At 52.3% G+C, this 21,057-nt stretch carries 24 protein-coding genes; 11 read left to right on the top strand and 13 right to left on the bottom strand.

Features of this window, described 5'->3' with window-relative positions; all coding sequences use genetic code 11:
- Positions 1 to 32 precede the first annotated feature (32 nt).
- Complete coding sequence (ettA, locus tag GOB58_RS00520) at positions 33 to 1,712, top strand: energy-dependent translational throttle protein EttA (protein WP_173559027.1); 1,680 nt, start codon at positions 33 to 35, stop codon at positions 1,710 to 1,712.
- A gap of 115 nt (positions 1,713 to 1,827) precedes the next feature.
- Positions 1,828 to 2,379: a GNAT family N-acetyltransferase gene (locus GOB58_RS00515; protein WP_173559026.1), complete on the top strand. Its 552-nt coding sequence runs from the start codon at positions 1,828 to 1,830 to the stop codon at positions 2,377 to 2,379.
- A gap of 33 nt (positions 2,380 to 2,412) precedes the next feature.
- Here GOB58_RS00515 and GOB58_RS00510 read toward each other — a convergent pair whose 3' ends face one another.
- The 7 genes from GOB58_RS00510 to queA all read right to left on the bottom strand — a co-directional run bounded on the left by GOB58_RS00510 (position 2,413) and on the right by queA (position 8,745).
- Entirely contained in the window at positions 2,413 to 3,036 is a 624-nt protein-coding gene (locus GOB58_RS00510) for an MlaC/ttg2D family ABC transporter substrate-binding protein (RefSeq protein ID WP_086634921.1), read from the bottom strand.
- Positions 3,037 to 3,043: 7 nt separating this feature from the next.
- Complete coding sequence (locus GOB58_RS00505; RefSeq protein WP_369822950.1) at positions 3,044 to 3,787, bottom strand: MlaA family lipoprotein; 744 nt, start codon at positions 3,785 to 3,787, stop codon at positions 3,044 to 3,046.
- A gap of 408 nt (positions 3,788 to 4,195) precedes the next feature.
- Complete coding sequence (locus GOB58_RS00500; RefSeq protein WP_086555199.1) at positions 4,196 to 5,020, bottom strand: TerB family tellurite resistance protein; 825 nt, start codon at positions 5,018 to 5,020, stop codon at positions 4,196 to 4,198.
- A gap of 104 nt (positions 5,021 to 5,124) precedes the next feature.
- A complete protein-coding gene (locus GOB58_RS00495) occupies positions 5,125 to 5,379 on the bottom strand; it encodes a ribbon-helix-helix domain-containing protein (protein ID WP_173559024.1) in 255 nt (84 codons plus the stop codon).
- Complete coding sequence (gene queG, locus GOB58_RS00490) at positions 5,376 to 6,488, bottom strand: tRNA epoxyqueuosine(34) reductase QueG (protein WP_265792603.1); 1,113 nt, start codon at positions 6,486 to 6,488, stop codon at positions 5,376 to 5,378. Before queG ends, GOB58_RS00495 begins: the two co-directional genes overlap by 4 nt.
- A 4-nt stretch (positions 6,489 to 6,492) precedes the next feature.
- Positions 6,493 to 7,653 (bottom strand): tRNA guanosine(34) transglycosylase Tgt, encoded by a 1,161-nt coding sequence (gene tgt / locus GOB58_RS00485; RefSeq protein ID WP_173559023.1) that lies wholly within the window; start codon positions 7,651 to 7,653, stop codon positions 6,493 to 6,495.
- Between the two features lie 9 nt (positions 7,654 to 7,662).
- On the bottom strand, positions 7,663 to 8,745 hold the full coding sequence (gene queA, locus GOB58_RS00480; RefSeq protein ID WP_173559022.1) for a tRNA preQ1(34) S-adenosylmethionine ribosyltransferase-isomerase QueA: 1,083 nt from the start codon (positions 8,743 to 8,745) through the stop codon (positions 7,663 to 7,665).
- Between the two features lie 113 nt (positions 8,746 to 8,858).
- Between queA and GOB58_RS00475 the strand changes: the two genes are divergently transcribed.
- Both GOB58_RS00475 and GOB58_RS00470 read left to right on the top strand, forming a co-directional pair.
- Positions 8,859 to 9,077 carry a hypothetical protein gene (locus tag GOB58_RS00475; protein ID WP_173559021.1) on the top strand — a complete coding sequence of 73 codons (219 nt, stop codon included), beginning with the start codon at positions 8,859 to 8,861 and terminating at the stop codon, positions 9,075 to 9,077.
- Between the two features lie 21 nt (positions 9,078 to 9,098).
- Positions 9,099 to 9,587: a kinase inhibitor gene (locus GOB58_RS00470; protein ID WP_173559020.1), complete on the top strand. Its 489-nt coding sequence runs from the start codon at positions 9,099 to 9,101 to the stop codon at positions 9,585 to 9,587.
- A 148-nt stretch (positions 9,588 to 9,735) separates the two neighbouring features.
- On the opposite strand, the gene GOB58_RS00465 is transcribed toward GOB58_RS00470, so the two are convergent.
- The 5 genes from GOB58_RS00465 to GOB58_RS00445 all read right to left on the bottom strand — a co-directional run bounded on the left by GOB58_RS00465 (position 9,736) and on the right by GOB58_RS00445 (position 14,663).
- Entirely contained in the window at positions 9,736 to 10,485 is a 750-nt protein-coding gene (locus tag GOB58_RS00465) for a methylenetetrahydrofolate reductase (protein WP_173559019.1), read from the bottom strand.
- On the bottom strand, positions 10,482 to 11,390 hold the full coding sequence (gene folD, locus GOB58_RS00460; protein ID WP_173559018.1) for a bifunctional methylenetetrahydrofolate dehydrogenase/methenyltetrahydrofolate cyclohydrolase FolD: 909 nt from the start codon (positions 11,388 to 11,390) through the stop codon (positions 10,482 to 10,484). The genes GOB58_RS00465 and folD overlap by 4 nt, the downstream gene beginning before the upstream one ends.
- Before the next feature lie 86 nt (positions 11,391 to 11,476).
- On the bottom strand, positions 11,477 to 12,622 hold the full coding sequence (locus GOB58_RS00455; protein ID WP_173559017.1) for a GNAT family N-acetyltransferase: 1,146 nt from the start codon (positions 12,620 to 12,622) through the stop codon (positions 11,477 to 11,479).
- Positions 12,623 to 12,643: 21 nt separating this feature from the next.
- A complete protein-coding gene (locus GOB58_RS00450; protein WP_173559016.1) occupies positions 12,644 to 13,108 on the bottom strand; it encodes a RidA family protein in 465 nt (154 codons plus the stop codon).
- Between the two features lie 49 nt (positions 13,109 to 13,157).
- On the bottom strand, positions 13,158 to 14,663 hold the full coding sequence (locus tag GOB58_RS00445; protein WP_242005172.1) for a TSCPD domain-containing protein: 1,506 nt from the start codon (positions 14,661 to 14,663) through the stop codon (positions 13,158 to 13,160).
- Positions 14,664 to 14,879: 216 nt separating this feature from the next.
- Here GOB58_RS00445 and GOB58_RS00440 point away from each other — a divergent pair, with 216 nt between their 5' ends.
- The 7 genes from GOB58_RS00440 (at position 14,880) to GOB58_RS00410 (ending at position 19,416) form a co-directional block, all read left to right on the top strand.
- Entirely contained in the window at positions 14,880 to 15,248 is a 369-nt protein-coding gene (locus GOB58_RS00440) for an NADH-ubiquinone oxidoreductase subunit NDUFA12 family protein (RefSeq protein ID WP_086634931.1), read from the top strand.
- Between the two features lie 60 nt (positions 15,249 to 15,308).
- Positions 15,309 to 15,833 carry an outer membrane lipid asymmetry maintenance protein MlaD gene (gene mlaD, locus GOB58_RS00435; RefSeq protein ID WP_086555187.1) on the top strand — a complete coding sequence of 175 codons (525 nt, stop codon included), beginning with the start codon at positions 15,309 to 15,311 and terminating at the stop codon, positions 15,831 to 15,833.
- Positions 15,834 to 15,871: 38 nt separating this feature from the next.
- A complete protein-coding gene (locus tag GOB58_RS00430; protein ID WP_086555186.1) occupies positions 15,872 to 16,093 on the top strand; it encodes a hypothetical protein in 222 nt (73 codons plus the stop codon).
- Positions 16,090 to 16,677 carry a DUF2155 domain-containing protein gene (locus tag GOB58_RS00425; protein WP_086555185.1) on the top strand — a complete coding sequence of 196 codons (588 nt, stop codon included), beginning with the start codon at positions 16,090 to 16,092 and terminating at the stop codon, positions 16,675 to 16,677. The genes GOB58_RS00430 and GOB58_RS00425 overlap by 4 nt, the downstream gene beginning before the upstream one ends.
- A 145-nt stretch (positions 16,678 to 16,822) precedes the next feature.
- Positions 16,823 to 17,566: a trehalose-phosphatase gene (gene otsB / locus GOB58_RS00420; RefSeq protein WP_086555184.1), complete on the top strand. Its 744-nt coding sequence runs from the start codon at positions 16,823 to 16,825 to the stop codon at positions 17,564 to 17,566.
- Between the two features lie 5 nt (positions 17,567 to 17,571).
- The gene (locus GOB58_RS00415) at positions 17,572 to 18,918 is read left to right on the top strand and encodes an alpha,alpha-trehalose-phosphate synthase (UDP-forming) (RefSeq protein ID WP_086634933.1); all 1,347 of its coding nucleotides are present in this window, start codon (positions 17,572 to 17,574) and stop codon (positions 18,916 to 18,918) included.
- A 9-nt stretch (positions 18,919 to 18,927) separates the two neighbouring features.
- Positions 18,928 to 19,416 (top strand): disulfide bond formation protein B, encoded by a 489-nt coding sequence (locus GOB58_RS00410; RefSeq protein WP_173559014.1) that lies wholly within the window; start codon positions 18,928 to 18,930, stop codon positions 19,414 to 19,416.
- A gap of 894 nt (positions 19,417 to 20,310) precedes the next feature.
- Here the strand turns inward: GOB58_RS00410 and GOB58_RS00405 are convergent.
- Entirely contained in the window at positions 20,311 to 20,913 is a 603-nt protein-coding gene (locus GOB58_RS00405; RefSeq protein WP_173559013.1) for an NUDIX hydrolase, read from the bottom strand.
- Between the last annotated feature and the right edge of the window lie 144 nt (positions 20,914 to 21,057).

Below are 21,057 nucleotides of genomic sequence, written 5' to 3'. Positions count from 1 at the left end.
ATTTATTATTCCATTGTGAGGAGTCTCATCTCGTGGCAGCTTATCAATACGTCTATGTGATGAAAGACCTGACCAAGGCTTATCCTGGTGGGCGTGAAGTATTTAAAGGCATTACGCTTTCCTTCCTTCCCGGCGTAAAAATCGGTGTTCTCGGCGTTAACGGTGCGGGTAAATCGACCCTGCTGAAAATTATGGCCGGCATTGATAAAGAATATGGTGGTGAGGCCTGGGCTGCTGAAGGTGTTAAAGTCGGGTATCTTGAGCAGGAGCCACAGCTCGATCCGTCTCTCACAGTTGGCGAAAACGTTGCTCAGGGTTTCGGTGACCTGAAAAAAGCTGTTGATCGCTTTAACGAGATTTCCATGCGCTTTGCCGAGCCCATGGAAGATGATGAAATGACAGCCTTGCTGGCTGAACAGGCAGAGCTGCAGGAAAAAATTGATGCAGGCGATGGCTGGGAGCTCGACCGTAAGCTCGATATGGCGCTTGATGCACTGCGTTGCCCATCTGCCGACAGCCCGGTTGATAAACTTTCAGGTGGTGAGCGCCGTCGTGTGGCACTGTGCCGTCTGCTGCTTGAGAAACCTGACATTCTTCTGCTTGATGAACCAACCAACCATCTTGACGCTGAGAGCGTTGCATGGCTGGAAAAAACACTTCAGGATTACAGCGGCACAGTTATGGTCATCACCCATGACCGTTACTTCCTTGATAATGTGACCAACTGGATCCTTGAGATCGAGCGTGGCCGTGGCATCCCCTTCGAGGGCAATTATTCTTCATGGCTTGAGCAGAAACGCAAACGTCTTGCTCAGGAAGAGAAAGAAGAAAGTGCCCGTCAGCGCGCTCTTGCTGCTGAGCAGGAGTGGATTGGGTCAAGCCCTAAAGCGCGTCAGGCTAAAAGTAAGTCACGTATTGCCCGCTATGAAGAAATGCTGGCGCAGAGTGCTGAGAAGCAGAACGGCGTTGCAGATATCGTTATTGCGCCCGGTCCGCGCCTGGGCAGCACCGTTATTGAGGCCGAAGACCTGAGCAAAGGCTTTGGTGAGCGTCTGCTTATTGATAATCTTAACTTCAAGTTGCCACCAGGCGGCATTGTTGGGGTGATCGGGCCAAACGGTGCGGGTAAATCGACCCTGTTTAAAATGATTATTGGCGCAGAAAAGCCAGATGCGGGTTCGCTGAAAATTGGTGAAACTGTTAAGCTTGGTTATGTTGACCAGTCTCGCGATGATCTGGACCCTGAAAAAACAGTGTGGGAAGAGATCTCCGGCGGCACTGATGTGATTTATCTGGGTAAACGGGCTGTGCCATCGCGTGCTTATACCGGTGCCTTTAACTTTAAAGGCTCAGACCAGCAGAAGAAGGTCGGCATCCTTTCCGGTGGTGAGCGTAACCGCGTGCATATGGCTAAAATGCTGCGCCAGGAAAGTAACGTTCTGCTGCTTGACGAACCTACTAACGATCTTGACGTTGATACCCTGCGTGCACTTGAGGAGGCTCTGGCTGAGTTCCCTGGCTGTGCTGTGGTGATCACCCATGACCGCTGGTTCCTCGACCGTCTGGCTACGCATATTCTTGCGTTTGAAGGTGATTCTCACGTTGAATGGTTTGAAGGAAACTTCGAAGCCTATGAAGAAGATAAACGCCGCCGCCTGGGGCCAAATGCAACAGAGCCCAGCCGTATCAGATATCGCCCTATAGCGCGCTGATCAGGCTGAAAGCACTGGCGCTCTTGTGTCAGTGCTTTTTTTTTAGCTACGGTTGTTCGCTCGTGTTCTTTAGTATTGATGCCGGAGAGGCTTTTCTGAAAAGAGGGCTTGCCCAATGACTGATGCGCGTACCGTGCGCACAGGCCGACTTCTGCTAAAGCCTGTCAGCTGGTCTGATATGGAAGATATGGTGCGCCTGAAGCAGGATGGCAGTGCTTTTGGGCAGATGCTCGGTGGTGTACGGACACGGCAGCAGGCTGAGCAGGATATGGCTGACGATATTGCCTTCTGGGCATGTCACAAGGTTGGTATTCTTACTATTCATGAAGAAAACCGGTTCGTTGGTATGACCGGTGTGCACGACCGTCCGGATGGTCGTGGCTTTAGTTTGCGTTTTTCGCTTTACCCCTGGGCAAGCGGGCGAGGAATCGCACGTGAGGCGGCGAGTGCTGCGCTTAATTTTTCACATGATGCCGGTGTTGAACGTCTTATCGCCGTTGCTAAGGAAAGTAATCTTTCCTCATGCAGCATTCTTAAAGGGATAGGGATGCGGCAGTGTGATACGTTTGAACGTGATGGCCAGCGTATGCTGGTTTATGAAAGCTTCCGGCCAGCGCCGCGCCTTCCTGCGTTTTCTGACAGAAGAAGAGCGCGCCTGATACGTTAAATGAAAAATATCAGGCGTCGCTGTTTTGCAAGATTACTGCTGCGCTGCGCTGTGGTTGGCAATCTGGCGTTTTAGTGCGCTGATTAGTGCGCTGACCTTGCCGCCGTTTCGGGCAATGTAAGAGGCATAATCCTGGCGTTGGGTCATGCGCAGGCTGGCACCTTCGCCAATGACGTCAACGACTTTCTCTGAGCCCGATGCCCGGCTTACAATCCATTGCATTTTAGCAGGTGGCTGTTGCGGGCGGACGAGAGTGGTTTCTACGGAGTCTTCATTTCCTGATGAGGTCACCGCACCGATTGAGAAACTGACGCCGCGGTAATCACCAAGTTTATCGGTAATGGCACCGACCAGAGTCTGATGAAAAAGCTGCAGATATTCTTTTTGCTCTTCCGGGGTGGCGACTTTCCAGTAGCGACCGAGGCAGTAACGGGCAATGGCATCAATATCGACATTTTTTTGTAGCAGTGGCAGCACTTTCTCCCTCTTTTCAGGGAGAGAAATAGGACTATTAACGATTGTCACCAGTTGTGTGCCCAGGCTGTTAACAAAGTCCCTTGCGCTCTGGGCTGCCCATGCCGGTGCAACAAAAAGGCTGCATGCCATAAAGAGACTGGCAGATCTGAGAACAAATCGGCGGCCAGGCAAAAATTTCATCTTTGATTTATCCCTGCTGTCGGTTCTTAACATGGTACCACAAAGGCACGGTGGCACGGTGGTCGTTTTTAATAGCTTCAGCCTGTGCTTTGCGCTGCTGCTGGTAAGCGCTGCGAATAGTTGCATAAGGGTCGAGAGCGTCACGCTGGAGCGCATCAAGGTCATCCAGATGCTCTGAACGACTATGGACGATACCCATCATGTTATAGGCCCAGTTAAAGCTTACAAGACCATATCCACGCGGGACATAATTCCACGGTGACAGGCCCTGATCAATACCATAGCCAATGCCATCACGGAAAGAGGAGGGGCCCATTGGCAGGAAAAGATAAGGCCCTGAAGCGATGCCCCAGTTAGCCATTGTAATGCCACCATCGTTATTATGATGGGGGTAGCCGGCCATTTTAGCGACGTCAATCAATCCGCCCAGCCCGGCTGACATATTAATGCACCAGCGTACAAACGCATCGCCTGCCAGGCGCGGTTTGCCTGCCCCGACATCGTTAAAGAAGACGGATGGTTCATTCATTGTTGTGATCATATTGCCGATGGCATTACGAACAGGGTGCGGAACAGACCAGACATAGGCTTTAGCAACCGGGTGAAGAACCCATTTATCGACCTTCATAGTGACGGTGAAGATCTTACGGTTCAGCGGCTCATACGGGTCGTTAGCCTGCTTATAGTCAGCCAGAGCGTCAGGGTCTGTTGGCACAGGTGCTTTAATGCTGCTGCATCCTGCCAGCACCATGAAAGAGCACACCACGACAGCACTTCGTATGGCGAAACGGCCACGAGCCTGTGTGTGTGTCTGGTTCTGTCTGTTGCTTCTCTGAGCGTGAGAGCAGACCCTCGCACCGTTTCGTCCGGAATTCATTGTTACCTGTCACCTTTACTCTGCCATATCGCCATGAAAGACGAGATGCCGTAGTTAGAATACGGTCAGATCGTGTTGTAGTTCCCGTCTGGTACGCAACTTATCTAGCACGAGAACGGAGCCATGCAACGCAAAACACCCCTGCACTGAGAGCAGGGTATAAAAAAAGCAATATGGACTGAACAGATCATACGCTTTGCAGGTAAAATTTTACAGTCTTTGTTGCTTCATTACATCAGATCACAGAGCATTTTCTCCGGGTAGCGTTCTTGTTACCTGGTGTCAGATGCCCCGTTCTTTTTTTACAATATCCCATGCTGCGTTGATTCGTGAAATTTTAGCCGAAGCTACTTCGATTTCTGCGGCGGATGCATTGCGTGCGGCCATAACATCAGGGTGATATTGCCTTACGAGCATTTTCCAGTGCGCACGAATTTCTTCGTTTGAAGCAGACGACTCGATACCCATGATCATGTAAGCATCGTTTTCAGCCATTGCAGGGCTGGCCATGCCCTGATCTGCCCTGTCCCATGCGCCTTTTCCAAGACCAAACAGCGAATGGACCTGCCTGAGAAAGCGTAACTCTTCAGGGGCGAGAGGTTCACCGGCTTTCAGGTCAGCGCGGGCGATGGCAAATAAAACAGCCAGCAGGTTTTCAAGGGCCTGTTTATCATCAGCGTAGGTTTGCCCCAGTTCGCGGGCAAATTTATCATAATCATCTGTGCGCTGGCGTGACATATCAAACAGGCGGCCCAGTTCGCGCATATTTTCCTGAGGAACGCGAAAGCGGGCCTTGAAAGCATTAATTTCGTGGCGGTTCACAGGGGCATCACATTTCGCGAGCTTGGCACATAAAATGACGCTGCACAGGCCGTAGAGCTGTTCTTTTTTACCCATAGCTGCGGCCAGCTTTGCAGCCATAAAGGTCGCTGCTCCACCAGGGTCAGGGTTGGTTCGTGCGGCAAAGCGGTCGCTCCATCCGCTCTCTGGCTGAAGCAGAGCACCGGTATCAGCCGCATGCCCCAGTGCGACTCCTAATGCCGCGCCTGCGGGCCCCCCAACAGCAAAGCCGGTAACACCCCCGAAAATTTTGCCCCAGATAGCCATCCTGTTTGTCTCAGTCCTCTGTTGCGTTTGCGAAGGCACACGGCCATGCCCGCTGGTAACAAGTTATAGCAGTATAAAAAGGAGAGGAGAAGAAAAGCGCCCTGTCAGGGAGAATTTTCCTGCAAAGCCGTCTGTGATGCATGGCGGCTGATGACTGTTGTCAGAGCATGCACGCGTAATGCGGAGGCCAGAGACTGGGGTGGTGTACGCTTTGCATCAATGGTGGCAACAAGCACAGGAACAGATTGTTTGTTGTCTGCAGCAATATCGTCAAGAACATCCCAGAACTCAGGCTCAAGAGCGACGCTGGTATCGTGTCCTGATAAAATAAGCGTGCGCTTACGCAAATGGGCACTCATGGCAGGGTCTCCTTAAGGCGGGCCTCTGCCCAGTCTGCAGCTTCTGCTACGATTGGGTCAGAATCATGCCGCAAGGGCTGTATAACAGAGCGCAGGTCGGTCTGGCCACTATTACCGATTGCAATGAGTACATTGCGAATAAAGCGATTGCGGCCGATGCGCTTAACGGGTGAGCCTGCGAATAATTTACGAAAAGCTGCGTCGTCAAGCTGAACCAGGTCTTTGAGGGCAGGTGCTGTCAGGTCAGGGCGCGCCTGAAGTTTGATATGTCGTGAGGTCCGGGCGAAGCGGTTCCAGGGGCAGGCGGCCAGGCAGTCATCACAACCGTAAATATGTGTGCCTATGGCAGGGCGTAAATCGTGCGGTATAGGACCGGCATGTTCGATAGTCAGGTAAGAGATACAGCGCCGGGCGTCCATTTTATAAGGCTCGGGAAAGGCCTGTGTCGGGCAGGCTTCAAGGCAGCGTGTACAGCTGCCGCACTGCCCCCCTGAAGGAGGTGATGTGGGGAGAGCAAGGGTGGTATAAATTTCTCCCAGAAAAAGCCAGCTGCCTTCTGTGCGTGAAACGAGGTTTGTGTGTTTACCCTGCCAGCCAAGGCCTGCCTGTTCAGCCAGGGGTTTTTCAGCAACTGGTGCTGTATCCACAAATACCTTGACCTCAGGAGGGATCTGGTCGTGCAGGTTTTGCCTGCTTAGGGTTGCTTTACCTTCGTTGACGACAAACTGTGCCAGATGTTTGAGCATGCCCTTAACAACATCATGATAATCACGGTGCCTGGCATAAACAGAAATATTACCGCATTCGGGCCGGGCCAGTGTTGCCAGCGGGTCACCTTCAGGGGCGTAAGACAGGCCCAGTGCAATGACGCTTCTGGCTTCGGGCCACAGGCTTTGAGGGTCAGCACGTTCGTCAGTGCGGGTTGCCAGCCAGCCCATTTCGCCATGATACCCCTGTGCCAGAAAATCTTTCAGGCGGTGGCGTACCTCAGGGCCAAGATGTGCCGGGCAAAAGCCTACGGCATTAAAACCAAGGGTGAGGGCTTTGTGTCTGATCCGCTCTGCCAGTCTGGTCAGAGCCGCTGGCGCAGTGTGGTCGGGCGCCGGCACCAGGTCAGGGTACCGGTGGTATTATCGGGCGAGGCATTTCATCTTCGCTCCAGTCATCCATAGCCCATTCTGCCCTGAGCCTGCTCGCCAGAGCATCAAGGCGTTTTTCAGTAATTGCTTCGCGGATCTGGCGCATCAGGCGCTGATAATAGGCAATGTTATGCCATGTCAGCAGCATGGGGCCAAGAATTTCGCGGGCACGGAATAGATGATGCAGGTAGGCCCGGCTATGGCGTGAACAGGCCAGACAGTCACAATGAGGAGAAATAGGACGTGAGTCGTCAGCGTGGCGGGCGTTGCGCAGGTTGAGGGTGCCGCGCTCGGTATAGGCTCGTGCAGTACGACCGGCGCGGGTTGGCATCACGCAGTCAAACATATCGACACCGCGCATAACGCTTCCCAGCAGGTCATCAGGTGTGCCAACACCCATGAGATAACGCGGAGTATTTTCAGGCATTAGTGGCACGGTGCTGTCGAGGGTAGAGAACATCAGTTCCTGACCTTCCCCCACGGCGAGGCCGCCAATAGCATAGCCTTCAAAGCCGATATCGGTCAGAGCTTTTACACTTTCTGCGCGCAGGTCAGCTTCGGTGCCTCCCTGGACAATGCCAAACTGGCCGTAACCCGGGCGGGCGATAAAGGCCTCACGTGAGCGTGCAGCCCAGCGCATGGAAAGACGCATAGAGGCGGCAATGCTCTCTGTCGGTGCCGGCAGGGCAGGGCATTCGTCAAAGCACATTGTAATGGTTGCATCGAGCTTATGCTGAATGTCTGTCGAACTTTCAGGGGTCAGGCGGTGGTATGACCCGTCAATGTGCGAGCGGAAGGTGACGCCGTCCTGGTCGAGTTTGCGCAAAGCTCCCAGCGACATGACCTGAAACCCGCCTGAATCGGTGAGAATCGGGCCTGGCCAGTCCATAAATTTATGCAGCCCGCCCAGACGCTGAACCTGGTCTGCACCCGGGCGCAGCATAAGGTGGTAGGTATTGCCCAGAACAATACCTGCTCCGGTTGAACGCACAGAATCCATCGTCATGGCTTTGACTGTGCCTGCCGTTCCCACAGGCATGAAAACGGGCGTGGCAACAGGGCCGTGGGCCGTGTGGAGTGTGCCGGCACGGGCTGCGCCATCAGTGCTTTCGCAGGTCCAGTGAAAACGGGTCATAGTCAGCCTCTATGATGACTGTGCGGGGGAGGGAGCTGTGTGTACAGAGCTGGCGCAGCGCAGCAGGCAGGCATCGCCATAGGAATAAAAGCGATAACCTGTCTCTACAGCATGGGCATATGCCTGGCGCATGCGTTCATGGCCGGCAAAGGCACTCACCAGCATAAAGAGAGTGGAGCGCGGTAAATGGAAGTTAGTCAGTAGCATATCTGCAGCACGGAAACGATAGCCCGGCCGGATAAAAATAGAGGTTTCCTGGTTGAAAGGATGAACAACTCCATGTTCATCAGCCGCACTCTCAAGCAGGCGCAGGCTTGTGGTGCCAACAGCAATAATGCGGCCGCCAGCCTGACGTGTCGCGTTGATACGCTCAGCAGTTTCGGGTGTAATAATGCCATGCTCGGCATGCATATGGTGTGAAGAAATATCATCACTGCGCACTGGCAGGAAGGTACCCGCCCCGACATGGAGCGTCAGAGTGCAGCGGCCTGCCCCTGTGGCATCAATGGCGCTGAGCAGAGCCGGCGTAAAGTGTAGCCCGGCTGTGGGGGCTGCAACGGCCCCTTTATGCTGTGCGAAGATGGTGGCGTAGTCGTGGGCATCCTGTTCAGTCGGGCCGTCAGGGCGGTGAATATAAGGAGGCAGGGCCAGTGTGCCTGCTTCGCTGAGGAAGGTATCAAAATCACTGCCCTCGGCTGAAAAGCGCAGGATGGCACCACCGCCTTCTTCACGAGCCAGCACCGTTGCTGTGTGGGCTGAGGTCGGGAAAGTCAGTGTATCTCCTGCTTTGACCCGACGGGCGTTGCGCAGCAGCACATGCCATGATGTATCTGGCAGAATGCGGTCAAGGGTAATGCCAATACGGGCTTCACCCCGACAGGCCTGAATGCTGGCACGGATAACACGGGTATCATTTGCAACAAGCAGGTCGCCCGGTTTCAGAAAGCCAGGGAAGTCAGACATGCGTTTGTCAGAAAACGCACCATGCAGAGGCACATCCAGCAGACGTGCGCTCTCACGCGGGCGGGCGGGTTCCTGTGCGATGAGGGCATCGGGCAGGTGAAAATCAAAATCTTCGGTACGGTTGCTCATGACAGCTTGGGTTTACGCAATCGTGCGGGTGCGCGCCAGAGGGGTTGAATAAAAACTGTTTAATAGCCAGATTCCCGGAGCGTTTTATTTATATCTACAGGAGTGTGAAAACGATGTCTTATGCTTTGCTTGATGCTGCCCGCGTTGCCTGTGCAGCTAAAACATCACTTGGTGTGCTGCAGTCTGTCACAGAAAAAACTGAAGCCCATCAGCGTAAAGTGATTATGATTGAGCGTATTGAGGCACTGGCGCAGGCTGCAGCAGAGTCTGATGCAGGAAAAGCGGTTACGCTGACATCTGAAGAATTCTGGCTCATCAGCCAGAACTGGTAAGATATTTAAGGAGCGCAGCTCATGACATTTGTTCTGACAAGCCCGGCTTTTACCGAAGGGCAGATTATGCCCCAGGCACAGGTTTATAACGGCATGGGGCAGAGCGGGGGGAACCTGTCTCCGGCTTTGTCCTGGAAAGGCGCACCGGAGGGCACCAAAAGCTTTGTTGTCACGGTTTATGATCCTGATGCCCCGACAGGTTCAGGCTGGTGGCACTGGGTCGTTGCAAATATTCCCTCTGATGTAACCAGCCTGCCTGAAGGAGCAGGTTCAGGCAAAGGAGGGCTGCCACCCGCTGCCGCTCAGGTCAGAACAGACTTCGGGGTACCAGGTTACGGTGGCGCAGCTCCGCCGCCAGGTAAACCACATCGCTATATTTTTCGTGTGGATGCGCTCGATATCCCCGTTATTGATGTCAGTGAGCAGACCAGCGCTGCCGCTGTTGGGTTTTATGTGCACCACCACACATTAGGGCATGCCACTCTGACAGCATTATATGGCGGAGAATAATTAAAAAATCACCCTTACTGCATCATAAAGTAAGGGTGATTTAATGATAAAATCTGAAATTTTCAGGATGAGTTCTGAAAATTTATTTTGAATAAAGTAGTTCATAAACTGCCCTGTTATTAAAATAATGAGACAGTTTATGAAAGTTTTAGTTTAGGGCCTCAAGAAGCGGTGGCAGATAGTTCTCCAGCTTAACGCGCAGAGGCATCAGGTAGGCCCGCCCTTCTGTTTGTGACAGGGTACGTAATACCGCCTGTGCAAACCGGATATTTTCTTCAAGCGTTGGTATAAAATTATTAGGAAAAATCACACGGTTTGTCGTTTCCCAGTAAGAGCGTGAGCGTGGGCCAATAACCGGTGACAGACCCCAGAATACAGTTTCACCTTCAAGCCACTCCTGGCACAGGTCAAACAGTTTAAGGTCAAATACAGGTTGTGTAAAAAACCCCTGTGCTCCGGCTTCTTTTTTACGGGCAACATCTTCAAGCTCCTGCCATGGTGCCCGACGATACGGGTCAAAGGCAGCATAAACTTTCAGATGCGGCGCTTCTTTGCGATACCGACGTATAATGGTCTCTGTGCTGTTTGGATATGTGCGGTAAGACAGATCAGGTGGCGGATCACCATGAATGATCAGTACTTCGCTCAGACCTTCCTGTTCAGCACCGGGCAGGGGAGCGTCAGGTGCGATATCAATGGCACGAATATGCGGAATAGCCTGTGCAAACAGCGGACGAACGAGATCAGTTGCCTGGTAGCTGCGGAGCGCAAATCGCCGCAGATCAGGAATATTCAGTGTGTCAGCAGCAGGAAGCAGAGCTTTAACCTGAGCAACATCTTCCAGCAGATGTTCGGGACTGCGGGGGATCAGTTCAACAGACAGGCGTGACAGGCTCATTCTGCCTGTCCTGTGACCAGAAGCTGCGCTGCTGTTAGTGTGTTTTTCAACAGACAGGCAATCGTCATAGGGCCAACCCCGCCTGGAACAGGGGTAATGCGCCCCGCTGTCCTGACGGCCTCATCAAACACAACATCTCCGGCAAGGCGTGTTTTGCCGTTATCAAGTGTGATGCGGGTAATGCCGACATCAATGACCGTAGCATCCGGTTTAATCCAGTCCCCTTTTACCAGACCCTGCACGCCGGTTGCGACAACCAGAATATCAGCCTGCTGTGCCAGTTCTTTAGGGTTTCTAGTGTGAATATGTGCGACAGAGACCGTACAGCCTTCTTCGAGCAGCAGCAGCGCGAGGGGTTTGCCTACCAGGTTTGAGCAGCCAATGACAACAGCATGTTTGCCCTTCATGTCGCCCAGCTCATGTCTGAGTAGCATAAGGCAGCCCAGTGGTGTGCAGGGGATCAGGCCTGGCTTACCCGATGCCAGACGGCCTGCATTAATCTCACCCAGACCATCAACATCTTTTTCAGGCAAAATGGCATTTGTCACGGTGCGCGCATCCAGCCCGGCAGGCAGGGGCAGCTGTACCAGAATACCATGAATTTCAGGGTCAGTATTCAGGCGCTTAATCAGCGTGAGCAGCTCTGCTTCTGTCGTTGTTTCAGGCAGCATGTGCATGAAAGAGCGCATGCCTGCGTGGTGTGTCTGAATGGCTTTGTTGCGTACATATACTTCGCTGGCAGGGTCATTGCCCACCAGAATGACAGCAAGCCCCGGGGTGACATGATGCTTATCGTGAAAGACGCGCACGTCTTCGCGAATGGTCTCACGCAGGCCGGTAGCAAAGGCCTTGCCGTCAATGAGAGAAGCGTGGTCGGAGGAGGGAGAAGAAAGAGTTGTGCTCATCGTTCCTGCTATACAAGGGAAACAGAGGGAGAGGGTGCACCTTTTAGTGGGTGACGCATACGCAAAAAATGCAGTGACGACAATGGTCAGCTTTCGTCACTGCGATAGGGAGAGAGCGTATTAAGCTCAGCAATACGCTCTTTTATGGCCGCACGCTCATGCTCAAGGAAGGTCGAAACACTGTTGCGAAAGGAAGAGTTGCACAGCCAGTGTGCCGAGTGTGTCAGCACAGGCTGATAGCCGCGTTGTATTTTGTGTTCACCCTGCGCACCGGCTTCAACACGTTTGAGCCCATGGGCAATGGCAAAGTCGATTGCCTGATAATAACAGAGTTCAAAATGCAGAAACGGCCACTCTCCTTCACAGCCCCAGTTACGACCATAGAGTGTGTCAGTGCCCATGAGGTTGAGTGCCGCGGCAACAGTACGTGTGCCTGAGCGTGCCTGCATCAGAACTACACGCTCCCCCAGTCTTTGAGAAAGGAGGGTGAAAAACTCTGGTGTCAGGTAAGCACTGCTCCATTTGCGGTCGATCGTGTTTTCATAAAAACGGTAAAAATCGGCCCAGTCAGCTTCAGTAATGTCCGTGCCTCGCAGCACATGAAAAGTCAGGTCAGCAGTAGTATCACGGCGTTCACGTTTGATAGTTTTACGTTTGCGTGAGGAAAGAGCGGCCAGAAAATCATCAAAGCTCTTATATCCGTTATTATGCCAGTGATATTGCACACCAAGGCGGGGCAGCCAGTCACGGCCTGTCGTGATGTTACTTTCCTCCACGGTGCAAAAGGTAATATGAGCGGATGAAAATTCCAGGCTTTCGCAAATCTGACGTATGGCATCTGTCATGATGACGGATGTTTCTGCCGGAGCATCGGGATGTATAAGCAGGCGCGGGCCGGTTACAGGCGAGAAGGGCACAGCACTGAGAAGCTTGGGGTAATAGTGCCCTCCTGCAGCTTCAAACGCCTGAGCCCACCTCTGATCAAAAACATATTCGCCCCATGAGTGCATTTTGAAATAAGCAGGGCAAAGGCCAGCCAGAGTGCCGTCTGGCGCATGCAGAGCAATGTGCCGTGGCATCCATCCGGCATCAGGGCAGACAGATTTACTGTCTTCCAGGGCGGAGAGAAAAGCATGGCTGATAAATGGATTATCAGCCCCCGCACAGCCATCCCATATTTTTGCGGGGATGGCATGAATGCCCTCGTGGAGTTTGACAGACCAGTCGGACATTTTGTGTCTCTCCTTTTGTCGTCAGCCTATTTCGAACATACCTTCAACTTCAACAGGTGCGTCAAGCGGCAGCGAGGGTACACCAACTGTTGAGCGTGCGTGGCGGCCGGCATCACCAAAAACTTTAACCGCCAGGTCTGATGCACCATTCATTACAGCTGCGTGGTTTGTAAACTCAGGAGTGCAGGCAATAAACCCGCCCAGGCGCACCACACGTTTAACACGGCTCAGGTCACCTGTGGCGGCTTTTACCTGGGCAATGACGTTAATCATGCTGTGATAAGCTGCTTCAACGGCTGTTTCGACAGAGACTGCACCGCCAAGTTTGCCTGTGGCAAACAGCTTGCCATTCACCAGAGGCAGCTGCCCTGAAACAACCAGAAGGGAGCCGCTCTGTACGTAAGAAACGTAATTGGCTACCGGCGTCGCGGGGACAGGTAAAGTAATATGTAAGTCTGCAAGACGTTCTTCAGGTGTGGTGCTCATTTTAGACTCCGTTCAGGTGGCTGACGCGGAAAAGGAAGTGCGGTGTGCGTCAGCTTACGACGAGGCGAAGCCCCCGTCGGTGTGGTGGAGGGTTGCCGTCATCGTCGGCAAAATCAAGGGGAAGAAGCGGATTAGGGTCAGTTTCATGGGCATCAGGCGGGCTGTCGGGCATACGTTTGCCCAGGTAAGCATCTGACAGGGCACGAAAAGCATAATCGAGCATTGACGTTGCATATTCTGCCACAGGGTCACCCTCAACTGTACCGGCCGGTCCGAAGCAGGAATAGGCAAAGCTGTTGATATATTCCTCAAGCGGGGCACCATATTGCAGGCCAATGCTGACAGCTTCACCAAAGCTTTCCATCAGACCTTTTGCCATAGCACTTTCGCGGGTGGGGGTCAGGGACAACTCACCCAGGGTGCCGTCATCATATTCTCCGGTGCGTAAAAACAGCCGGTGTCCGCCAATCGTGGTTTTTTGTACGAATCCACCATGACGGTGAGGCAGAGCCCGTCTCATACCGCGCTCAAGGTGGCGGTTAAGAGGCGGGGCTTCCGGGTCGGGGCGTGCAGGCATATGGTCTACAAAGCCGGTCAGGGCGCGATACATCGCCATATGGGCAGAGGCCGCGGGCAGGGGCAGAACTTCCTCGCCTGCCAGAGCCGCAGCCAGAGCTGTTTCGGCTGTGAAATTGCGTGCACGCAGGCGGTCGAGCGTGCTTTTTGCCAGTTGTCCGCTGGGGCGCAGCAGTGAAAAGACCGGTGCCAGACCGCAGGCTTCAGCGCCGAGCAGGCCATCAACCGGGCCTGGGGCAGAAAAACCTGTCTCGACAGGAAGCAGAGGAGTTTCTGTTTCTGTTGCTGCCTCATTCCAGACTGCGCGCAGGCTCTGGTCAAGGCCAGGTAAAACAGTACGTACCGGCGGTAGAGGCAGGGAGTCGGGGCCACAGCCACAATGGGTTGTCAGTGTAGCCAGGGCGGCAATGGCACAGGCGGCTGCACGTCCGTCCTCACTGTCATAACCAAGACCGACTCCGGCCAGGCAGGCGTCCAGGTTGGTCAGGAGGATTGTGCCTGCTGTGGCAGGAGCTTCCGGCAGAGTTTCTTTTTCTTCGCTCTGGCGATGAGCGGGGAACATCTCAGGCAGGGGCAGCTCACCATTACGCAGTTCTGCTTTTGAGCGTGTGGTTTCGCGCAGAATTGAGCAGAGCAGACGCAGTGCCGCTACGAATGTTTCTGATGCAAACCCTTCGCCTGGTGTGACAAAAGCTGCGAGATTGACAACAAAACCGGGAGAACGGTCAAAACTGCATGACCACAGGCTTTCAGTGGGGGCAGCCTGCCTCATAAGTAAGAGCCAGGTGAGAGAGCGGGCCGTTGCTTCATCATGAGTCAGTGCCTCAACCCAGCATGATGCTGCAGCTGAAATGTTGACGGCTCCGCGTCCAGGCACAAGCTGTGCCAGAGCAGCGGCGGCATCGGTGTCCCATTCTGCGGGCAGCGTAACGGAGCGGAGAGGGGCATCCGGGTCAGCTGCGGTCTGGTGTGTGTTCATGAGAACACCATTCCAGTGATGTCTGGCTCTTGTCATAGGTTAAGTTTACGCCCCCTGTATGGGGCAGTGAAACCCGTCAGGAGGCAGATTCTGTCCCCATAATATCGGGTATTACGAGGATATGGGGGATAACTTTTTTCAGCTCAGCAGATGGTGATGAGAATAAAAGTTAAAAGAGAGTAGACCTTCCCCCCGTGAGCGCATTAAAGTTCAGACATGGCAAATCTTGGAACACGGCTTTACACACGCCGCAAAGGACGCCTGGTTGGCAAAGATGACCATGGGCGCTGTTATTACGAATCGACTGGCCCGGCGCGGCGCGGTGGTGGCACCGACCGTGTTGAGCGCTGGGTGATCTACCTTAAGGGGGAAGATCCTTCAGCCGTGCCGGCAGAATGGTGGGGCTGGCTGCATCATACCTTTGATGCGCCGATTCCTCAGGCTGAGCGTAAGCCCTGGCAGTTGCCGCATGAGCCGAATCTGACGGGCACAGCCGAGGCCTATCGTCCGCCGGGCAGCCTGTATAAGACAGGGGTAACCCCGCCGGGTACGGGAGAATATGACGCCTGGTCACCAGAGACGTGATCTGACAGGCACTCTCTGTTAGAGAGTTCAGATAAGACAGACAGGGAGTGCGGAGTAGTCATGGCTTCGGTAGTAAAAGTGCAGGGGCGGCGCAGTGCGGCAGAACTTCTGACCGGTGTAATCGTTTTGCTCGCTCTGGCGATCATGCTGGTTGTTGCTGTTGTCAGTGAAGGGCGTAGTACAGACAGTACAGGTTATGTGCTGCATGCCAGTTTTGACCATATTGACGGTCTGGGTCCTGGTTCAGATGTGCGTCTGGCCGGGGTCACGGTCGGTCAGGTTACATCAGAGCGGGTGAATCCCGCTAACTACAGGGCAGAAGTGACTTTTACGGTCAGGCCGGATATTAAATTATCGGCAGATACCGGGGCGATTGTCACAAGCGACAGCCTGCTGGGTGGTAAGTATATTGCCCTTTCTCCGGGGGGGGATGACAAAAACCTGAAACCTGGCGACACATTGACCCAGACACAGGGTGCGATCAGTCTTGAACAGTTACTGAGTAAGTTTATCTTTTCTGTAACCGATACACTGACGCGCGCTAATAAAGATGCTGCAAATAAAAACGGAGCTGATGCGCCCTGACTGCTCATCAGTTCATGACGCCGGAGATAAAAGAGTCAATGACTGTCGCGCCTGAGCTCTGGTTGCAGGAGAACGGACACCCTGTAACATGTGTTGAAAAGATACGGGTTTTGCAAGAGAACTGGTCAGAGCTCAGGGATGTCATGCAGGATGCCTTCGATGATGCCCTTCTGATGGGTGTCGGAGAACAGGTTATGCGCGAGCACCTGATAAATCTTGTATCCTCACTGACTTCGCCTCAGAGGTCAGGCGACGTATGAGGCGCTCTGTATTGCACAAAAATACGGTGTTCATAGCAGGCTGTTTTATAACAGCTGTTGCGCCTGTATCCGCTGCACTGGCGCAGCTGACGCCACTGGCCCCGCCTGCGATTTACCCCGCTGATACGTGGCAGGGTAAGTCAGTTGCAGTTGTCAGGGTACTCGACAGGCTTGATGCTCATGTCGAGCTGGTCACTGTGCCTGTTGGCACGACCGGGCATTATAAAAGTCTCGATATAACGCCGCGTCGCTGCCTGCAGCGGCCGCCAACTTTGTCACCTGATTCAGCTGCATGGCTGGATCTGCATGATACCCGCAAAGAGGGTGCAGTCTTTAATGGCTGGATGCTGGAGGCAGAGCCATGGGCTGGTGTATTTGAGAGTGCTGGCTATGACGTGCGTATGGTGCGTTGTGAAGGGCAGGACGCGTCGCCGGCTCTGCCAGCTTTGCCTGTGCCGGCAGTTCCGTCACTGAGAGCTGCGCCACCGACACTCGACGGATCATCGTCAGGTTCAGCTTTGCAGTCTCCTGCCGAAGCGCTTCCTTCTCCGTCAGCGGGGCCGGAAACAGGTGGTGAATATTAAGGGTCTGTCACTCATCTGTGATTACAATTGTGCAGGCAGACCATTTTTAAGACAGGATGTGTCGGTATCTTCTCGGAGAAGATGGTTTTGTGTGACAGATGTCGCGTGGAGCCGACATGCGATATGCAATAAAGAGGTATAGCACGTGAGTGGTCCAGTTTCAGAACACGAAAGCCCCCTTCAGATCCCTGCACTGAGTCAGGCCGCATTTCTTCTGGATTTTGACGGAACTCTTGTTGATATTGCCCCGACCCCTGAATCGGTCATTGTGCCTGAGACATTACCGCAGGTTTTGCGTAAATTGCGTGCGTTGTGTGGTGATGCCCTGGCTGTTGTGTCTGGCAGGCCTATTGACCAGATAGATCATTTTCTGGGTGATATTCCGTTTGCTGTTGCGGGTGAACACGGCATAGCTATTCGTCATCGTCCGGGCGGAGAAATTGAGAAAGCAGCTTTGCCTGTTGTGCCCCCACTGTGGCTGGCAGAAGCACAGAAGCTGACTGATGCCTGGCCTGGCACACGCCTCGAGCATAAGCAGGCTGGTTTTGTGCTGCATTACCGTGGGGCACCTGAAGCCGGTAACATACTGAAGAAAGAGGCTTCAAACTGGCTTACGAGCGCAAAGGGAGCATTTCACCTGCAGGCAGCCAAGATGGCGTGGGAGGTAAGGCCCACCGGTATTGATAAAGGTTATGCTGTTGCCGCTCTGATGGAACATTTCCCGTTCGCCGGGCGTAAGCCGGTTTTTGTCGGCGATGATGTAACTGATGAGGATGGTATTGCCGCTGCAAAACGACTGGGCGGTGTTGGTTTGCGTATTCCGACCAATTTTGCAAATCCTGCTGCGTTACGCGCCTGGTTATCAGCCCTTGTTAAAGAGGAGGGATAGGAGTTATGGGGCGTCTTGTTGTTGTTTCTAACAGAGTTCCCTCTTCATCTGATCGCCACCATCCGGCCGGAGGGCTCGCTGTTGCGTTGCAGGACGCATTACGGCGTGGCGAATCGCTCTGGTTTGGCTGGTCTGGCAAACAGGTTGCGGAGGAAGAAAAGCACAGCCGCACGGTAAGTCAGGAACAGGTGGAGAATGTAACATATGCCACAATTGACCTGACACACTCTGAGTTTGATGGGTTCTATCAGAAATATTCAAACGGCATTCTCTGGCCTCTGTGTCATTATCGGGCCGGCCTGATGGATTTTATTCGCAGAGACCGGGAAATTTATCTCGATGTGAATAAATTTTATGCCCGTAAGCTCAGGGACCTTCTGCGACCTGACGATATTATCTGGGTGCATGATTATCACCTGTTTCCCTTTGCTCAGGCTCTGCGCAATTTGGGTGTGAAGAATAAAATTGGCTTCTTCCTGCATATTCCGTTTCCGCCATGGAGCCTGATGAAGTCCCTGCCGAGTGCTGTCTCGCTGCTGAAAAATATGCAGGCATATGATGTCATCGGTTTGCAGACAGAAGATGATGCCCGCAACATGAATGACGGGTTTATGCAGTGCGGGTTTGGCCCGCGTGCTCAGGCTTTTCCTATTGGTATTGATCCTGACAGTTTTGCCCGGCAGGCTGAAGCCGGTGAGCATGATGCCGAAGTACACCGCCTGAAGGCCAGTCTGCGCGGTCGTCCTCTGGTTATCGGGGTTGATCGTCTTGATTATTCTAAAGGTCTGCCTGAGCGTTTTCTGGGATATGAGGCGTTTCTTAAACGTTTCCCGGAGCATAAAGGTAAGGTGATGTATTTGCAGATCACGCCTGTTTCTCGCGGGAATGTGGCGGATTATAAAGCACTGAAGCGTGACCTTGATGAAACTGCAGGCCGTATTAACGGCATGTATGGTGATTTTGACTGGACGCCTATTCGTTACCTGACACAGTCAGTGCCGCGCCATCTTCTGGCGGGGTTCTATCGCCTGGCAGATGCAGCATTGGTGACACCGCTGCGTGACGGGATGAATCTGGTAGCAAAAGAGTTTGTTGCTGCGCAGAAGGAACATAACCCCGGTTCGTTAATTTTGTCGCGTTTTGCCGGTGCTGCAGCCGAGATGGAAGATGCTTTACTGGTTAATCCGCATGATCCGGAAGAAATTTCGGATGCGCTTCATCGTGCGCTGATTATGCCTAAGGCTGAAAGACTTGCACGCGGTAAAAAGCTTAGAGAGAGCGTCTGGCGTGTCACTGCCAGCAGCTGGGCACGTGATTTTCTTGAGGAATTGTCAAAAGACAGGCCTGAGTGAGAGGTTTTGATGTCACGTAAAACAGGTTTGTTTCTGATCGCTGCCTCCTGTATGGCGCTGGGGGTGGCGTGGTTTGTTGAGCATGTGATGTCAGTTATGCCGTGCGAGCTTTGCCTGGCTGAACGCTGGCCCTGGCGTATTCTGCTGGTTATTGGTCTGGTTGATGTTTTGTTGCCTGGAGCCGCAGGAGGGGTAGTATTGTGGCTTGCCGCTCCGGTTCTGCTTGCTTCCTGCGCTCTGGCTGTTTGTCACGCCGGGGTAGAGTGGCACTGGTGGCCAAGTCCGTTCCCGGCGTGTCGGGCTCCGCATGTGACAGGCACTACAATGGCAGAGCGGCTGGCTTCGATGCCACGTTTCCCGTCTAAACCGTGTGATGCACCAACATATCTTATTCCTGACCTGCCTGTTTCTATGAGTGTTATGGGGGGAGGATATGCGGCTGTTGTTCTGCTGATATTTGTAAAACTCAAACTGATGAAAAAGCGGGTTTTTCGTTAAATTATTTGCGTCAGGCTCTTTGTTGGGGAAGCCTGACGTGTGGTTACCTCGGGTTTTTCAACCAGCTGACACGGTGTCCCATTAAAGCAAGTGGGATGAAAAAAGTACTGCCAGCACAGAATATTATCGACATAAAACAGCTAACCTGAAAATCTAATAATTCACTACTTTAATTCTCTGTAAAATGTGGTGGGAAATTATAAACAATTATTGTTGAAAATAAGCCTTTAATATATAAAAATATTGATAAATTGATAAATTGATAAATTGATAAATTGATAAATTGATAAATTGATAAATTGATAAATTTCTTCGTTTTCTTTAATAAAATAATTCTCTTTTCGTTGTCTTTTGTTTTTAATGCTTTTCGTGAGTTTTTCTGCACATAATATGCAAATACAAATGCTGTAAATATGCCTATTGTCATTGCATGTTTTGCATATTCTGGAGAAAAAGCCTTCAATAAAAGATATAATAAAAGATTAAATTCTCAGTCCGCTAGTTATTACCATTACGAATGTAAGAATAAAATTCTCTTTTGCTGTAATATCAATCTGATATCCGAGCGATTGTAAGTGTTATTTTCTTTTAATTTGTTTTTATTATTACAAATAAAAGAGAAGTGATGTTTTTTAATATTTCGTGCAATCATGTCATTGTTGGTAGGGGCTGGTGCATCGCTGGTCATGCTTTCTGCTCCGTATGCTGTTAACCTTGGTGACAGGCCTTCTTTATTCATTAACCGAACAACATTGGCTTGGAATAACAATCTTGCTTTATCTGCTTTTTGCAAAGTACGCTTAGTAATTTGTAAAAGTTTTTGGCTGTAAAATACCCGGCTGACTGATACTCTTGGCAGGCTGAAAAATCTTTTTCAGCCTGTTTGATAGTGCCTTAGCGAATTAAAGTGTTTGTTCTGTCCTGTTCAGCAACACGTATGGCCAGATTATACAGGCCTGAACTTGCCTGGGTGCCAAGCTGGCCAATCTCAGCAAGAGAGAACCAGCGTGCTTCCATGGCGTCGTCGCTGGCTGCAACGGGTGTTTGTTCATCTCCTGTCTCGATGCAGCAGATAGCCGTAATCACATAATGAAAGAGCAGTGTGCCGTCAGCGGCATGGCGTATGGTTTCGATAATATCAGCGATATGGGTCGCTGTGCTGGTCAGGTCGGTTTCTTCTTTTAACTCGCGCTCTGCTGCGCTGAACAAACGTTCGCCCGGCTCGACTTTTCCTCCGGGAAAGCCCCATAGCCCTGCGTCAGGCGCATTCAGGCGTCGGACAAGCAAAAACAGGTTTTGTCTGCGCACAACAGAAATCACGCCAGCACGCGGCACGACTGGTGGCTTTGTCGGGTCTGCATGGGTTTTTGAGGTAGCTTTCGCTTTTGTCTGAGCTTCAGTCTTTATTTCTGAGCGCGTATTCGTCTGGGTTTCGCCTGGCGTTATACGAGTCGACTGACTGTAGGCGGATGACGGAGAAAGTCTCTGATATTTCATGAATCACACTACATTTAAAAAACGGTGCTATAAATCAGCATATTGAATGGAAATATTGTCTGGTTATCATTTAATATTAACTTTTATTAATATAGTCGTAAAGACAAACGCATAAAAATATACGCCTGCTCATGCACCCTTGCA

Origin of the sequence: Acetobacter thailandicus (assembly GCF_011516655.1) — a bacterium.
GTDB lineage: Bacteria > Pseudomonadota > Alphaproteobacteria > Acetobacterales > Acetobacteraceae > Acetobacter > Acetobacter thailandicus.
This window is presented reverse-complemented; position numbering and strand designations above follow the sequence as displayed.

Excerpts from the sequence above, each read along its gene's own strand:
- GOB58_RS00515 (WP_173559026.1), top strand. The coding sequence starts at position 1,828 with ATGACTGATGCGCGTACCGTGCGCACAGGCCGACTTCTGCTAAAGCCT.
- GOB58_RS00510 (WP_086634921.1), bottom strand. The coding sequence starts at position 3,036 with ATGAAATTTTTGCCTGGCCGCCGATTTGTTCTCAGATCTGCCAGTCTC.
- GOB58_RS00505 (WP_369822950.1), bottom strand. The coding sequence starts at position 3,787 with ATGGTGCTGGCAGGATGCAGCAGCATTAAAGCACCTGTGCCAACAGAC.
- GOB58_RS00500 (WP_086555199.1), bottom strand. The coding sequence starts at position 5,020 with ATGGCTATCTGGGGCAAAATTTTCGGGGGTGTTACCGGCTTTGCTGTT.
- GOB58_RS00495 (WP_173559024.1), bottom strand. The coding sequence starts at position 5,379 with ATGAGTGCCCATTTGCGTAAGCGCACGCTTATTTTATCAGGACACGAT.
- tgt (WP_173559023.1), bottom strand. The coding sequence starts at position 7,653 with ATGACCCGTTTTCACTGGACCTGCGAAAGCACTGATGGCGCAGCCCGT.
- queA (WP_173559022.1), bottom strand. The coding sequence starts at position 8,745 with ATGAGCAACCGTACCGAAGATTTTGATTTTCACCTGCCCGATGCCCTC.
- GOB58_RS00475 (WP_173559021.1), top strand. The coding sequence starts at position 8,859 with ATGTCTTATGCTTTGCTTGATGCTGCCCGCGTTGCCTGTGCAGCTAAA.
- GOB58_RS00470 (WP_173559020.1), top strand. The coding sequence starts at position 9,099 with ATGACATTTGTTCTGACAAGCCCGGCTTTTACCGAAGGGCAGATTATG.
- GOB58_RS00465 (WP_173559019.1), bottom strand. The coding sequence starts at position 10,485 with ATGAGCCTGTCACGCCTGTCTGTTGAACTGATCCCCCGCAGTCCCGAA.
- folD (WP_173559018.1), bottom strand. The coding sequence starts at position 11,390 with ATGAGCACAACTCTTTCTTCTCCCTCCTCCGACCACGCTTCTCTCATT.
- GOB58_RS00455 (WP_173559017.1), bottom strand. The coding sequence starts at position 12,622 with ATGTCCGACTGGTCTGTCAAACTCCACGAGGGCATTCATGCCATCCCC.
- GOB58_RS00450 (WP_173559016.1), bottom strand. The coding sequence starts at position 13,108 with ATGAGCACCACACCTGAAGAACGTCTTGCAGACTTACATATTACTTTA.
- GOB58_RS00445 (WP_242005172.1), bottom strand. The coding sequence starts at position 14,663 with ATGAACACACACCAGACCGCAGCTGACCCGGATGCCCCTCTCCGCTCC.
- GOB58_RS00440 (WP_086634931.1), top strand. The coding sequence starts at position 14,880 with ATGGCAAATCTTGGAACACGGCTTTACACACGCCGCAAAGGACGCCTG.
- mlaD (WP_086555187.1), top strand. The coding sequence starts at position 15,309 with ATGGCTTCGGTAGTAAAAGTGCAGGGGCGGCGCAGTGCGGCAGAACTT.
- GOB58_RS00430 (WP_086555186.1), top strand. The coding sequence starts at position 15,872 with ATGACTGTCGCGCCTGAGCTCTGGTTGCAGGAGAACGGACACCCTGTA.
- GOB58_RS00425 (WP_086555185.1), top strand. The coding sequence starts at position 16,090 with ATGAGGCGCTCTGTATTGCACAAAAATACGGTGTTCATAGCAGGCTGT.
- GOB58_RS00415 (WP_086634933.1), top strand. The coding sequence starts at position 17,572 with ATGGGGCGTCTTGTTGTTGTTTCTAACAGAGTTCCCTCTTCATCTGAT.
- GOB58_RS00410 (WP_173559014.1), top strand. The coding sequence starts at position 18,928 with ATGTCACGTAAAACAGGTTTGTTTCTGATCGCTGCCTCCTGTATGGCG.
- GOB58_RS00405 (WP_173559013.1), bottom strand. The coding sequence starts at position 20,913 with ATGAAATATCAGAGACTTTCTCCGTCATCCGCCTACAGTCAGTCGACT.